The 12,594-nt window shown below is 73.6% G+C and carries 12 protein-coding genes; all 12 read right to left on the bottom strand.

What is annotated here, in order from left to right; genetic code table 11:
- The 12 genes from KB893_RS16695 to sctV all read right to left on the bottom strand — a co-directional run bounded on the left by KB893_RS16695 (position 1) and on the right by sctV (position 12,572).
- Entirely contained in the window at positions 1 to 1,641 is a 1,641-nt protein-coding gene (locus KB893_RS16695; protein WP_211926567.1) for a LysM peptidoglycan-binding domain-containing protein, read from the bottom strand.
- Positions 1,642 to 1,727: 86 nt separating this feature from the next.
- Positions 1,728 to 2,414: a hypothetical protein gene (locus KB893_RS16690; RefSeq protein ID WP_211926566.1), complete on the bottom strand. Its 687-nt coding sequence runs from the start codon at positions 2,412 to 2,414 to the stop codon at positions 1,728 to 1,730.
- A gap of 4 nt (positions 2,415 to 2,418) precedes the next feature.
- Positions 2,419 to 2,907 carry a hypothetical protein gene (locus tag KB893_RS16685; RefSeq protein WP_213173912.1) on the bottom strand — a complete coding sequence of 163 codons (489 nt, stop codon included), beginning with the start codon at positions 2,905 to 2,907 and terminating at the stop codon, positions 2,419 to 2,421.
- A complete protein-coding gene (locus KB893_RS16680; protein WP_211926564.1) occupies positions 2,904 to 4,265 on the bottom strand; it encodes a FliI/YscN family ATPase in 1,362 nt (453 codons plus the stop codon). Before KB893_RS16680 ends, KB893_RS16685 begins: the two co-directional genes overlap by 4 nt.
- Entirely contained in the window at positions 4,262 to 4,885 is a 624-nt protein-coding gene (locus KB893_RS16675; protein ID WP_211926563.1) for a FliH/SctL family protein, read from the bottom strand. The genes KB893_RS16680 and KB893_RS16675 overlap by 4 nt, the downstream gene beginning before the upstream one ends.
- Positions 4,882 to 5,475 (bottom strand): hypothetical protein, encoded by a 594-nt coding sequence (locus tag KB893_RS16670; protein ID WP_211926562.1) that lies wholly within the window; start codon positions 5,473 to 5,475, stop codon positions 4,882 to 4,884. The genes KB893_RS16675 and KB893_RS16670 overlap by 4 nt, the downstream gene beginning before the upstream one ends.
- Positions 5,472 to 6,251 (bottom strand): type III secretion system inner membrane ring lipoprotein SctJ, encoded by a 780-nt coding sequence (gene sctJ / locus KB893_RS16665; RefSeq protein WP_211926561.1) that lies wholly within the window; start codon positions 6,249 to 6,251, stop codon positions 5,472 to 5,474. The genes KB893_RS16670 and sctJ overlap by 4 nt, the downstream gene beginning before the upstream one ends.
- 11 nt (positions 6,252 to 6,262) lie before the next feature.
- Positions 6,263 to 6,718, bottom strand: a complete 456-nt coding sequence (locus tag KB893_RS16660) for a hypothetical protein (RefSeq protein WP_211926560.1) — start codon at positions 6,716 to 6,718, stop codon at positions 6,263 to 6,265.
- 58 nt (positions 6,719 to 6,776) lie between these two features.
- Entirely contained in the window at positions 6,777 to 7,109 is a 333-nt protein-coding gene (locus KB893_RS16655; protein ID WP_211926559.1) for a hypothetical protein, read from the bottom strand.
- Positions 7,110 to 7,187: 78 nt separating this feature from the next.
- Positions 7,188 to 8,381: a SctD/MshK family protein gene (locus KB893_RS16650; RefSeq protein ID WP_211926558.1), complete on the bottom strand. Its 1,194-nt coding sequence runs from the start codon at positions 8,379 to 8,381 to the stop codon at positions 7,188 to 7,190.
- Between the two features lie 40 nt (positions 8,382 to 8,421).
- A complete protein-coding gene (gene sctC, locus KB893_RS16645) occupies positions 8,422 to 10,482 on the bottom strand; it encodes a type III secretion system outer membrane ring subunit SctC (protein WP_213173911.1) in 2,061 nt (686 codons plus the stop codon).
- Positions 10,483 to 10,526: 44 nt separating this feature from the next.
- Positions 10,527 to 12,572, bottom strand: coding sequence for a type III secretion system export apparatus subunit SctV (gene sctV, locus KB893_RS16640; protein WP_213173910.1), 2,046 nt, complete (start codon positions 12,570 to 12,572; stop codon positions 10,527 to 10,529).
- Between the last annotated feature and the right edge of the window lie 22 nt (positions 12,573 to 12,594).

Raw genomic sequence — 12,594 nt, 5'->3', positions numbered from 1 at the left:
TCAGCCGCGGACCCCGTCGAAGCGGCCGTCGAGGAGGTCGTTCACCCAGCGGTCGATGGTCGGGCCGGCCGCCTCGATGTGCACGTGCGGCCCGGTCGAGTGGCCGGTGGAGCCCTGGTTGCCGAGAGCCTGCCCGTAGCCGACCTGCTGCCCCTCGCGCACGTCGATGGACGACATGTGGAAGAGGTAGACCAGCTGACCATCGCCGCCCTGCACGATGACCGCGTTGCCGGCGTCGCCCATCGGCCCGGCGTGGATGACGCGACCGTCGATCGGCGAGGGGATCGCCTGCGCCGTCTGCGGCGTGCCGTTGCCGTCCAGCACCAGGTCGCGAACCTCGAGGAGCTGCCCGTCGCGGTTGCGGGTGGTGTAGTCGTGGTGCGGCTGCATCTGCTGCGGGCCGTCCAGGCGGATCGCAGGGCTCTCGCCGGTGCTGTAGACGGTGTAGGGCGCGTACCGCGGCGCGTCGCCCGCGGGCGACGCGGGTGCGGGCGACGGCGCGGCTCCGGGCGCCGCGCCGCCGGGCAGGTGCACCTGCTGGCCGGGGTGGATGAGGTCGGGGTCGCGGATCTGCGGGTTGGCGGCGAGCAGCGCGCCGAGCGACACGCCGTTGGCCGAGGCGATGCCCGAGAGCGTGTCGCCGGCGCGCACGGTGACGCTGTCGGCGGCCGCCGTGCCTGCTGCGGACAGCCGGATCTGCTGGCCGGGGTAGATGAGGTCGGGATTGCGGAGCTGCGGGTTGGCCGCGAGGAGTGCGCCGAGCGGCACCCCGTGCGCGGCAGCGATGCCGGACAGGGTGTCGTCGGCCCGCACGGTGACGCTGCCCTGCGCCGGTGCGGGGTCGCCGCCGGGCAGCTGGATCTGCTGGCCCGGATGGATGAAGTCGGCATCGCCGATCTGCGGGTTCGCCGCGAGCAGGGCGTCGAGGCCGACACCGTTGGCCGCGGCGATGCCCGAGAGCGTGTCGCCCGGGCGGACGACGACGCTGCCGCCCGGCGCCGGAGCGGGCTCGGGTGCTGGGCCCGGCACCGGGCCCGGGCTGGGCGTGGGCGCCGGTGCGGGCGCGCCGCCGGCGAGATCGCCGTCGACGCGGCCGCGGACGCTTGCGGTGGCCTCGCCGGCGGTGATGCGGCCGTCGCGGTTGTGGTCGAGCCCTGCGTTCTGGGTGTAGGCCTTGCCGTCGCCGGTGTCGAACAGCACGCTCGACGGATCCGGGCGCGGGCTGCCGTAGAGGACGCTGGTGTAGACGCCTTCGAGGGTGCCGAGGTCGCCGGGGTCGGCGCGCTGCTCGAAGTACTTCTCCACCCAGGCGAGCTGCTCCAGCGGGCTCATGCGCTCGAGCGCGGCGATCGAGGTGCCGAGGCCCTGGGCGGTCGCCGGCATGAACTGGATCAGGCCGGTCGCGCCGCTGCCGGCGGCATTCTTCACTCCCGGGTCGAAGCTGCCCCCGGACTCGAAGCTCATCACCGCCATCAGGTATTCCGGGCGGGTGCCGAGGCGCGCGGCCATGGCCTCGACCTCGGCGATGAACTCCGGGGTGACGTTGGGGTTGCCGGCGACGCCGTCGATCCGGCCGTAGTCGAAGACCGGGGCGGGCGAGGCGTTGGGGCCGGTGGCGGCGCCGAGGGAGCTCACGGACATGGCCGCTCCTGCGTGTCGGTCGGGGAACCCGATTCAGCCCCGCTCCGCACGGTGTCGCCAGCTGGGGGCGACCCGAGGGCGCGGGGTCAGTCGTGCAGCTGCGGGTCGATCTCGAGCGTGCCCAGCCGGCGCTCGGCGAAGCGCCGCGCCAGCTCCGGGCCGGCGGCCGCGATTGCATCGAAGCTCTCGCGCGAGCGCACGTCGGCGCGCAGGCTCCAGCCGTCGGCGGTGCGGCGCAGGAGCAGGTCGGTGCCGGGCAGGGTGGCATCGGCGAGCCGCAGCATCACCTGGCCATCGTTGTCGGCGCCGATGCCGCCCTCGCTCACCAGCATCTGGCGGACGTGCTTCTCCACCAGCCTGGCGAAGTGCATCGACATGCCGGCGGACGCGGCGGCGGCCGGCGCGGCCACGGGCGCCTCGCGCGCGGCGAGCTGGGCGAAGTGCAGGGCGCTGAGCTCGCCGCTGGGCAGGCCGTCGTCGGCCTGGCCGTCGCCGTGCTCCTCGGCGTCCGCTCCCGGGTGGCGCGGACCCTCCGCCCCGGCGGCCGCGCCGTCGCTCCAGGCATCGCTGCGGCCGGCGTGGTCCGCGCCCGCGGTCGCGGCGTCGCGCGGCACCGCCGTGCGCGGCTCGCCATCCCCGCGCTGCATCAGCGCGCGGAAGCGCTCGACCGACTCGGGAGGCGCCGGCGTGCGCGGGCGTTCGGGCGCGCGGTCCTCGCGCGGCGGGGCGTCCGTGCGTGCAGGGGCGCCGTTGCTGCTGCGGTCGATGCTCATGGACTCACCTCGGGGACGCCGGATGACGGGTGGCGACGAGGTCGGCCGCGGCGGCCTCCTCGGCGCGCAGTTCGCGCGCGTGCTCGTCGCCGCGCCAGCCCTGGCGCCGCTGCTCGAGGGCATCGAGCCGGGCGCGCAGGTGCAGGTAATGGGCGCGCGCCTGCGCGACCGCCTCCATCGCCGCGCGCAGCACGTCCTGCGCCTGGAACAGCCGCTGCCGCGCCTGCGCGGCGCGCGTGCCGAGCAGCTCGACGTGGGCCTCGCGCTGGGCCAGCGCCGCCGGCCAGCCGACGCCGGCGGGCGGCGGGTCGAGCAGGCGCGCGCGCTGCTGGTCGCGCTCGAACTGGAGCGCGATGATCTCGCCCTCGATGCGGGTGCAGGTGGCGCGCTCGCGGTCGGCCTCGGCGATGCGCTCGGCCAGCGCCTGCCGGGCCCTGTCGGCGCGCAGCCCGCGCACGCGGAGCAGGGTATCGAGCGGCCAGCGGCGGCTCACCGGAACAACTCCTCGAGCTGGGCGGTGGCCTGCGCGAACGGCACCGCCTCCGCGGCGGACTGGCGCAGCAGGGCGCGCGCGGCGGCGATCTTCTCGATGGCGGCGTCGGCCTCGCGGTCGCTGCCCGGCTTGTACTCGCCGAGCTGGATCAGGAGCTCGATCTCGGCGTACTTGGCCAGCACCTGGCGCAGCCCCGCCGCGGCGCGCCGGTGCGATTCGCCGGCGACGCGCGACATCACGCGGCTGGCGCTGGCGAGCACGTCGATCGCGGGATAGTGGTGCGCGGCGGCGAGCTTGCGCGAGAGCACGATGTGGCCGTCGAGGATCGAGCGCACCTCCTCGGCGACCGGGTCGCCGCCGTCCTCGTCCTCCATCAGCACGGTGTAGAACGCGGTGATGGTGCCGCGGTCGTTGTTGCCGGCGCGCTCGAACAGCCGCGGCAGCTCCGAGAACACCGACGGCGGGAAGCCGCGCCGCGCGGGCGGCTCGCCGACCGCGAGGCCGACGTCGCGCAGCGCACGCGCGAAGCGGGTGACCGAATCCAGCAGCAGCAGCACGCGCTTGCCGCGGTCGCGGAAGTACTCGGCTATGGCGGTGCCGACCCACGCCGCGCGGCTGCGCTCGAGCGCGGGCCGGTCCGAGGTGGCGACGACCAAAACGGTGCGCGCGAGACCCTCGGGGCCGAGGCTGTCGTGGATGAACTCGTTGACCTCGCGCCCGCGCTCGCCGACCAGCACGATCACGTTGACCTCGGCGCTGGCCCCGCGCGCGAGCATGCCGAGCAGGGTCGACTTGCCGCCGCCGGCGACGGCGAAGATGCCCATCCGCTGGCCCTCGCCCGCGGTGAGTACGCTGTCGATCGCGCGCACGCCGGTCGCGAACGGCCGCTCCACCAGCGTGCGCGACAGCGGATTGGGCGCGGCCGCGTACAGCGGCACCTCGGCGCTGGCCTGCAGCGGGCCGAGGTCGTCCAGCGGCAGGCCGTGCGCGTCGAGGATGCGGCCGAGCAGGGCGTCGCCCACGCGCACGCAGGCCTGGCGTCCGCTGGCGACGACCTCGGTGGCGGCGGAGACGCCGTCGAGCGCGCCGAGCGGGGTCAGCAGGGTGTGGTTGCGCGAGACGCCGACCACCTCGGCGCTGAGGTGGAACTCCGGGCGGTCCGGGTTGCGCAGCTCGCAGAGTTCGCCGATCGCGGCCTTGATGCCGGTGGCGCGGATCAGGGTGCCGTAGGCCTCGGCGACGCGGCCGACCCGCTCCAGCGTGCTGGCGCGGTCGAGCGCGGCAAGCAGCGGATCGGGCGCGGCGCCGGGGACCACGCTTCCGGAGGTCGCGGGGCGCGTGGCCGACGGCGTGCTCATGCGGCGGCCTGGCTCGCCTGCGCGAGCGCGACGCGGATGGCGTCGAGCTGCTGGGCAATGCCGGCGCGGACCTCGCCGGCTTCCGACACCACCACGCAGCTCTGCGGTTCGAGGCTCTCGTCGGCGACCAGTTCGATCAGCCCGACCGCCGGGTGCGCCTGGCGCACTTCGCCGAGCGTGGCCGCGACCGCCTCACGGGCCTGCGGATGCACGCGGATCAGCAGGAACTGTTCTGCCTGCGCCGACTGCACGGCCTCGCGCACCAGGCGCGGCACCAGCGCCTCGGCGTCGAGGCCGGGGGCGATGCGCGCGACGATGGCGCAGGCGAGTTCGGAGATGCGCGCCTCGGCCTCGGCGAGCGTGCGCGCGCGCCGCTCGTTGAGCCCGGCGAGCTGCTGGGTCATCTGCTGCTGCGCCCGGGCCAGGCCTTCGGCGAAGCCGGCGTGGTAGCCGGCGTCGCGCGCCTGCGCGACCTCGTCCTCGGCGCCCGCATGCAGCGCATTGATGCGCTCGAGCAGGGCGTCGACGTCGGCGAGCGCCGTCCATTCCGCGGCCGACAGCACGCTGCCCGCGGCGGCGCGGGTGAAGGCGCGGGTGTCGAGGACGGTGGTCGTGTTCATGTCGCGCTGCCGCCGTGGTGGGCGACCAGCGCCGCGACCAGGTCCGCGGGCAGCGCCCGCACCGGCGCCATGGGCTCCTCGCGCGGGCGCCGCAGCCGCAGCCATTCGGCGAGCGCCGGCGAAGCCGCGTCGGCCCAGGCCTGCAGTGCGACGAGGCCGGCCCGGCACAGCAGTTCGCGCGGGGCGGCCTCGTCCGCATCGAGGGCGGCGGCGAGATCCGTGCGCATGCGCAGGGCGAGGTCGGCGTCGTCCGGCGGCGCAAGCAGGCTGGCGTCCAGGGCGAGGCGGTAGCCGTCGCCGAGCACGCCCTTGAGCCGGCGCACCGCGTTGCGATGGACCACGGCGCGGATCGCCGGGCCGTAGATCAAGGCGCCGAGCGGCAGGGCGAGCGCATCCAGCCGCTCGACGCTCCAGATCCCGGCCACGTCCGGCGCATGGCGCGGGGACAGCAGGTGCGGCGCGACCGCGTCCAGCTCGTGGTAGAGCAGGCGGCGGCCGAGCGGGGACGTCGTGGCCAGCGCGACCAGGCCCGCATCGAGTCCCGCGAACCAGCTCGCATGCACCGCGGGCAGTGGCAGCGCCGCGCTCACCGTGCCCGGGCTCCCGCGCTGTCCGCCTGCGCGGCGCCGCCACGCTGCGGACGCCGCCACACGCTTGCGGCGAGCAGGGTCAGCAGCGCGGTCGCGACCACGCTCAGGACCAGCGGCAGCGGGCCCTGGTCCGTCGCGACCAGGCCCGCGTTCTGCACCAGCTGCGTATCGCCCTCGGCCAGCTCCGGCATGTGCTTGCCGGGGAAGATGGCGACGGTGACGTTGTTGATGTCGCGCAGGCCCTCGACCCCGTCCTTGACGATGCCCTTGATCGAGGTCTCGCGCTCGCGCAGGTTGGCGCCCTCCTGTTCGAACAGCACCACCGACGCCGACGGTTCCAGCTCGGTGCCGCCGAGCGGATCGCGCTCGGGCAGGGCGATGTGGACCCGCGCGGTCACCACGCCGTCGATCCGCGACAGCGTATTGGCCAGGTCCTGCGAGACGCCGTGCATGTAGCGGGCCTTCTCTTCCAGCGCCGAGGAGGCGAAGCCCTCCTTGCGGAACAGTTCGCCGAGCGAGGCGAACTGCTCGCGCGGCAGGCCCTCGGCGGCGAGCACGTCCATGGCGCGCGGGAATTCGCCGGAGGCGACGCGGACCTCCCAGCCCGCGCCCTTGCGGTCGGACACCTGCTTGTCCGCGCCGACGCCGGCATGCTGGAGCGCGGCGACGATCTCGTTGGCCTGCTGCTCGCTGAGGTCGCTGTAGAGCGTGGCGCGCCCGCAGGCGACGAGCGCCAGGCACAGCATGCCGGCGAGAAGGAGCTTGGATGCACGCATGGGAACCTCCATCAGCCCTGCTGGCGGAACAGCTGCTGCACGCCGTCGGACGTGCGGTTGGCGACGTTGGAGGTCAGCGTCGCCTGGAACATGAAGTGCTGCGCGCGCATGGTCAGGTCGAGCAGGTCGCTCGGCGAGTAGTCGCCCTGCCTGGCCATGATCTCCTCCGAGCGCAGGCCGACATCGCTGGCGCGGCCGTTGAGCGACTCGAAGAAGGACAGCGCCTGGCGCATGCCGGCGGACGGTTCGCTCGCGGTGGTGGCCGCGACCTGTACGCCCTCCGGCAGTCCGCCGACGGCGGAGGCGGGCTGCGCCTCGGCCTGCGACTGCGCGTAGAGGCTGCGGAAGTGGGCGACGTCGTAGGCGTTGGCCGGCCCCTGGGCAGCCCCGGCGCCGGCCGCGGTCGATCCGGCCGCGGCCGTGGCCGCCGCCTGCTCGACGCCCACCTGTGCGATGGCTTCGATCATGTCGTTCTCCTTGCGGAAGAAGGTCGCCGGGCGGGCGCGGAGCGCCGCCCCGGCATCGTCACTGGCGCTTGCCCAGCGTCTCCAGCGCCTGGCCGACGCTGTTCTGCGCGGTGGCGGCGTTGTTCGACATGAACTGCATCTTCAGGCTCTGCGCGGTGAGCTCGACCATGTTGGAGGGCTGGTCGCCGCCCTCGCTGACCTTTGCCGAGAGGTCGGTGATGCGGGTCGCCTGGGTGTCCAGCGCCTGGCCCCAGGCCTTGGACATGGCCTCGTACCAGCTGCGCGCGTCGTCGTTGGTGACCACGCGCGGGCCGGTGGAGGCGCCCTGGAAGGTCGGAGTGGTGCTGGCGTCGGCGCCCATGGTCATGCCGATTCCGGTGAACGTGCTCATGGTGGATCTCCTCTGCGGTCGTCGGGGGGGTACAACGGGTTCGGAGGTACTGCGTCCTGTGTCGGTGGCGCGAGACGGTCAGCGCGCGCCGGCGACGCCGCCGGAGGCGGCACCGGCCAGGGTGCGGGATGCGCGTGCCGCATTGCTGCCGGCGAGCGCCAACCGCTGCAGGCGCCCGTCGCGGATCACCCAGATGTCCTGGCCGATGGAATCGAGATGCGAGCCGTCCGGCAGGGTGCTGCCCTGGTAGTAGCGCGAGCTGTCGGAGGCGATCAGGTAGGGATCGTCGCCGCGCACCACCGAGACGATCTGCACCGAGGGCGCCGCCTGGGCGGGTGCCTCGCTCGCCTGGCGCAGGCCCTCGGGCACCGCCGCGGTGAAGCCGACGATGGTCTCGATGTCGGGATGCGCCAGGGTCCGCGCCATGTCCTGCTCGCTGAAGTCGCCGGAGACGGCGACGCGGCCGTCGCCGAGATAGCGCGTCTGCGCGGCGAGGCCGCCGTACAGGCGCAGCATCTCCTTGACGTTGTCGGCGATGTGGGTGCCGGTGAGCACCGCGCTCATGTCGGCGTCGATGCCGGCATGGCGCAGCCGCTTCTGCAGCGTGTCGCGCGCATCGGGATCGGGAACGGTCCCGGAGACGACGACGGTGCCGTCGCCCCGCTGCACGGCCCGCACGTCGCCGAAGCCCATCTGCTGCACGACTTGGGCGACCTGGACGTGGCGATCCGGCTGGCCCTCGGCCGCGGGTTCGCCGACCGCCGCGTAGAGGCCGACCGACGCGAGCGACAGGACCGCCACCGCGGCGACCGCGTGCAGCCGGCGGAAGGCGCGACGCGCCGCGACCGGCTGCACCGGACGTCCGGCCGGCGCGGACGCGGACGCGTCCTCGGCGCGGGTGCGCCAGCGCGGGTCGCCGCCGGGGCCGAGCATCAGCGTGGCGTCGCCCAGCACCAGGGGCGCGAACGCGGCGAGTTCGGCCGGGTCGCCCGGCGCCAGCACGGCGTCGCCGAGGCGGACGCTGGCGTCGACGGCGCGCACGTAGAGGCCGCGGCCCAGCAGGGTGATCAGCGCATGGTGGGCGGCGACGCCGGCGTCGGCGAGGACCAGGTCGCAGTCGTCGCCGCTGCCGACGAGGATCACGTCGCGGTCCCGGCAGGTGCGGACGGCGCCGCAATGCACGCCGCCGACGATGCGCAGCTCGATGTGGTCCGGCGCGGCGCCGCCGGCGGCCGGCGAGGCGGTGGAACAGGGAAGGGTGTCGTGGTTCATTTCAGCGCTCCGCGGGGGGTCAGAGGTCTGGAAACGACGGTCAGGTGGAAGGACCACCCGGATCGGGTGGGGCGGTGAGACTGTGTTCGAGGCGGACCAGGTCGAGCGTCGCCTCGCTGTAGCGCGCGACGGTGCGGGCGTCGTCCTCCGGGCGTGCCGGCGCAGGAGGCGACGGTGCCGGCGCGGGCCCGGCCACCGGAACCGGAGGCATGGTCGGGGTGCCCTTGCGCTGGCTGCGCGGCAGCCGCTTGTGCGCGTCCTCGATCTGCTCGTCCTGCCACTCGAGGTATTCGGGCGTGGTGTTGGGCGAACTCGGCGTGCGCTGGCCGGTGATGTGGTTCTGCGCGACCAGGCGCGGGGTGATCAGGAACAGGCGCTCGGTGCGCTCCATCTCGCGGTTGGTGCGGCGGAACAGCGCGCCGAGGAAGGGAATGCTGCCCAGCACCGGCACGCGCTCGACGTTCCTGATGTCGGCGTTGCGCACCAGACCGCCGAGCAGAACGCTCTCGCCCTCGTTGATCAGCGCGTGGGTGTTGACCGAGCTGCGCGTGACCAGGGGAATCTGGTCGGCCTGGCTGCTCTCGGAGCGGAACACCAGCCCGCCGTCCTCCGCGGCGATCACCATGCGGATGCGGCGGCGGCCGTCCTCATCGATCACGTGCGGCGTGACCCGCAGCGTGGTGCCCGCCACCACGTTGAACAGGTCGACCTCGTAGGCGCCGCCGACCGGGACGTAGAACGTCTGCGTGTTCTCGATCACCGCCTCGACGTCGTTGAGCGTGGCCACCTGCGGCCGCGACACCACCCGCGCGACGTCCTCCTGCTCGAGCAGGTTGATGCGGTAGAGGAAGTTGTCGGAGTCGCCGATGATGCCGCCGGCGGTGAGCCCTGGCAGGTTGCGCAGGCCGTCGATGCCGAGCCCGCCCAGCAGCGCGTCCAGGAAGTCCTCGCGGGTCGACTCGAACTGGTTCTCGCGACCGAACTGGAGCGAGTTGCGGCCGTTGCTCCAGCGCCAGTTGATGCCGAGGTCGCGCAGCTTGCCCTTGTTGACGTCGATGATGGTGGCTTCGATCTCGACCAGCTTAGGCTCGGTGTCGAGCGAGCGCACCAGCTCCTCGTAGAGCGCGAGGCGGTCGGGGTGGTCGCGCACGATCACCGCATTTCGCGCGGCGTCGGCCACCACCTGCGGCCCGCCGGCGCCGGCCAGGGGCGGAGCGCTGCCGAAGGACAGCGTCTCGCTGTCGCCCATCGACTGTTCGTAGGCCACCTCGTCCTCGACCCGCCAGCCCGGCGGGACCGACATCGCGTCCACGCCCGGCTGCTGCGGACCCTGCGACGCCAGGCCCTGGCCGCGCAGACCCTCGCGGGTCGGGCGCTGCAGCTGCTCGATGCGGCCGGCGCCGGCCGCGCCGCCGACCGCCGGCAGGCCCATGAGCTGTCGCAGGATCGAGGCCACGCCCGGCACCACGACCTGGCGATTGCCGACGGTCATGCTGGTGTCGGACGCCCAGGCGTACTTCAGCGGCAGGTACTTGAACGCCGCGGGCGTGGTCGCGCTCATGATGCCGAGGCTGTTGGCCAGCGCCTCGGCCTGCTGCACGAAGCGACGCGCGCCGGAGACCATGACGATGCCGGTGTCGGGCGAGGCATTGAAGTTGTTCTGGTCGTCGCCGAGCTTGAACTCGTAGAAGGCGCGCATGAACCGGCCGACGTTGTCGGGCGTCATCGAGAAGTCGCGGCTGATGCGCTCGTTGGCCAGGTACACGTAGACGGCCATGCCGTCGTAGTAGGCGAGCAGGCCGTTGGAGTTGGCGATGCTGCGGAACACCTGCGCCGGCGTGCCGGAGCGCGGGCCGTTGAGGGTGCGGCGGTCGTTGCGCACCGCCTCGCTGAGCACCACGGTGAGCCCCTGGTCGGAGAAGAACCGGCTCAGGAAGTCGGGCAGCGGCTCGGCGTTGAGGTTCTCCTCGATCGGCTGGCCCTGCAGCGGCAGCGGCGCGGCGTGCGCGCCGGTGCCTGCCGCGTACAGCGCGGCGATGAGCGCGATGAGGCCGCACGTGGCGGCCCAGGTGCGTGACGTCCCCTGCGTCCCTGGTGTCATTCGTTCTCGTCTCTCGGGTGGCGGTAGGCGATGCATCGACGGCCTCAGGCGTTGATCTGGCCGGCCTGCACGATGCGCAGGTCGGGCGCCAGCTCCTGGTAGGACAGGACCGGGACGTCGAAGAAGTCGATCTCGATCAGCTTGCGCAGGTGTCGGCGCACGTCGAGCGAGCACAGCAGCGCCGGCGCAGCGCCGGCGCTGCGCGCGAGCTGCGCGCGCAGCTCGGCGCCGAGGCGTGCGGCGAGTTCGGGCGAGATCGCGAGCTGGGTGGCGCCGCCGGCCACGCGCACCGACTGGCGCAGGCGGTCCTCGAGCTCGGGATGGATCAGCACCACGTGCAGCGTGCGCTCCTCGTCCGCGTAGCGTTCGGCGATCTCGCGCTTGAGCGCGACGCGGACGTACTCGGTCAGCATCACCACGTCCTTCTCGCGCCCGCCGACCTCGGTGATCGCCTCGAACACGTCGCGCAGGTTGCGGATCGGCACGCCCTCCTCGGACAGGCGCCGCAGCACGTCGGCCACGCGCTGCGGTGCGACCACGCGCAGCATCTCCTTGACCAGGTCGGCGTAGTCGCGGGACATGCGGCCGAACAGGTTGGCCGTCTCCTGGATGCCGATGAAACCGCCCATGCGCCGGCGCAGCGCGATGCGCGCGTGCGCGACGAGCGCCTGCAGCGGCGCGAGCGCGCCGTCGCCGGCGTCGCTGGTCCAGGCGCCGGCGAACGTGGGGAAGAACGCCGGCACCGCCGCGTCGGCCGGCTCGGCGCCGGGCTGGAACCGCGCATCGGTGCGCAGCCGCCCCGAGCCGATGCGTGCGCCGAACGCACTGAGGCGATAGCCGTCGGCCCCGAGGCGGCCGTCGCTGCGCACCACCGGGCGCGGCACCGGCACCCCGAACTCGTCGCGCAGCGACTGCGCGGTCTCCTGCATCGCCTCGCGCACCGCATCCTCGCCCAGCTCGGCGGCGAGCGCCGGTGCCAGTTCGAGCAGCAGCGGCGGCGGCGGGGCCAGGTCGTCGGCCTGCGCGGCCGCGGCCTTGGCGTCCTCGGGCGCCTGCTCGTTGGCCGGCACCCGGAACAGGCGGCGCAGCGTGGGCACGCGGTGCCGGTAGCGGTAGGCGGACACGCCCAGCAGCGCGAGGCCGATGACCGCGAACACCGCCTTCGGAAAGCCCGGCACCAGGACCATGAGCAGCGCCAGCGCGCCGGTGATCAGCAGCACGCGCGGCTCGCCGGAGACCTGGCGCGAGATCGCCTCGCCGAGGTGGCGGTCGTCCTCGATGCCGGCGGTGCGGGTCACCACCAGGCCCGCGGAGATCGCGGCGAGGATCGCCGGGATCTGCGACACCAGGCCGTCGCCGATGGTGAGGATGCTGTAGGTCTGGACCGCGGTGCCCAGGTCCATGTCGTGCTGGAGCGTGCCGACCGCCAGGCCGCCGAGCAGGTTGATGATGATGATGACGATGCCCGCGATCGCGTCGCCCTTCACGAACTTCATCGCGCCGTCGAGGCTGCCGTGCAGCTGGCTCTCGACCTCGAGCAGGCGGCGCCGGCGCTTGGCCTCGTCCTTGTCGATCAGGCCCGAGCGCAGGTCGGAATCGATCGAAAGCTGCTTGCCCGGCATCGCATCGAGGGTGAAGCGGGCCGCGACCTCGGCGACGCGCTCGGCACCCTTGGCGACCACGATGAACTGCACCACCGTGATGATCAGGAACACCACCAGGCCGACCACGAGATTGCCGCCGGCGACGAGGTTGCCGAAGGTGTCGATGATGTGGCCGGCGTCGGCGTCGACCAGGATCAGGCGCGTGATCGCGATCGACAGCGAGAGCCGGAACAGCGTGGTCAGCAGCAGCACGCTGGGGAAGCTCGAGAACGCGACCGGCGTGGGGATGTAGATCGCCAGCAGGAGCAGGCCGAAGCCGATGGCGATGTTGATCGCGACGAGGGTGTCGATCACCGCCAGCGGCAGCGGCAGGATCATCAGCGTGATGATCGTGACCGCGCCGAATGCCAGCACGATGTCGCTATAGCTGCCGGGACGCCTGATCCCGCCGGCCGAAGCGGCGAGTGGACCGAGAAGCGGATGCATGCTGCGTCAGCCGGGCGAGCGC

This window comes from Coralloluteibacterium stylophorae, from assembly GCF_018122625.2.
GTDB lineage: Bacteria > Pseudomonadota > Gammaproteobacteria > Xanthomonadales > Xanthomonadaceae > Coralloluteibacterium > Coralloluteibacterium stylophorae.
This window is presented reverse-complemented; position numbering and strand designations above follow the sequence as displayed.

Excerpts from the sequence above, each read along its gene's own strand:
- KB893_RS16695 (WP_211926567.1), bottom strand. The coding sequence starts at position 1,641 with ATGTCCGTGAGCTCCCTCGGCGCCGCCACCGGCCCCAACGCCTCGCCC.
- KB893_RS16690 (WP_211926566.1), bottom strand. The coding sequence starts at position 2,414 with ATGAGCATCGACCGCAGCAGCAACGGCGCCCCTGCACGCACGGACGCC.
- KB893_RS16680 (WP_211926564.1), bottom strand. The coding sequence starts at position 4,265 with ATGAGCACGCCGTCGGCCACGCGCCCCGCGACCTCCGGAAGCGTGGTC.
- KB893_RS16675 (WP_211926563.1), bottom strand. The coding sequence starts at position 4,885 with ATGAACACGACCACCGTCCTCGACACCCGCGCCTTCACCCGCGCCGCC.
- sctJ (WP_211926561.1), bottom strand. The coding sequence starts at position 6,251 with ATGCGTGCATCCAAGCTCCTTCTCGCCGGCATGCTGTGCCTGGCGCTC.
- KB893_RS16660 (WP_211926560.1), bottom strand. The coding sequence starts at position 6,718 with ATGATCGAAGCCATCGCACAGGTGGGCGTCGAGCAGGCGGCGGCCACG.
- KB893_RS16655 (WP_211926559.1), bottom strand. The coding sequence starts at position 7,109 with ATGAGCACGTTCACCGGAATCGGCATGACCATGGGCGCCGACGCCAGC.
- KB893_RS16650 (WP_211926558.1), bottom strand. The coding sequence starts at position 8,381 with ATGAACCACGACACCCTTCCCTGTTCCACCGCCTCGCCGGCCGCCGGC.
- sctC (WP_213173911.1), bottom strand. The coding sequence starts at position 10,482 with ATGACACCAGGGACGCAGGGGACGTCACGCACCTGGGCCGCCACGTGC.
- sctV (WP_213173910.1), bottom strand. The coding sequence starts at position 12,572 with ATGCATCCGCTTCTCGGTCCACTCGCCGCTTCGGCCGGCGGGATCAGG.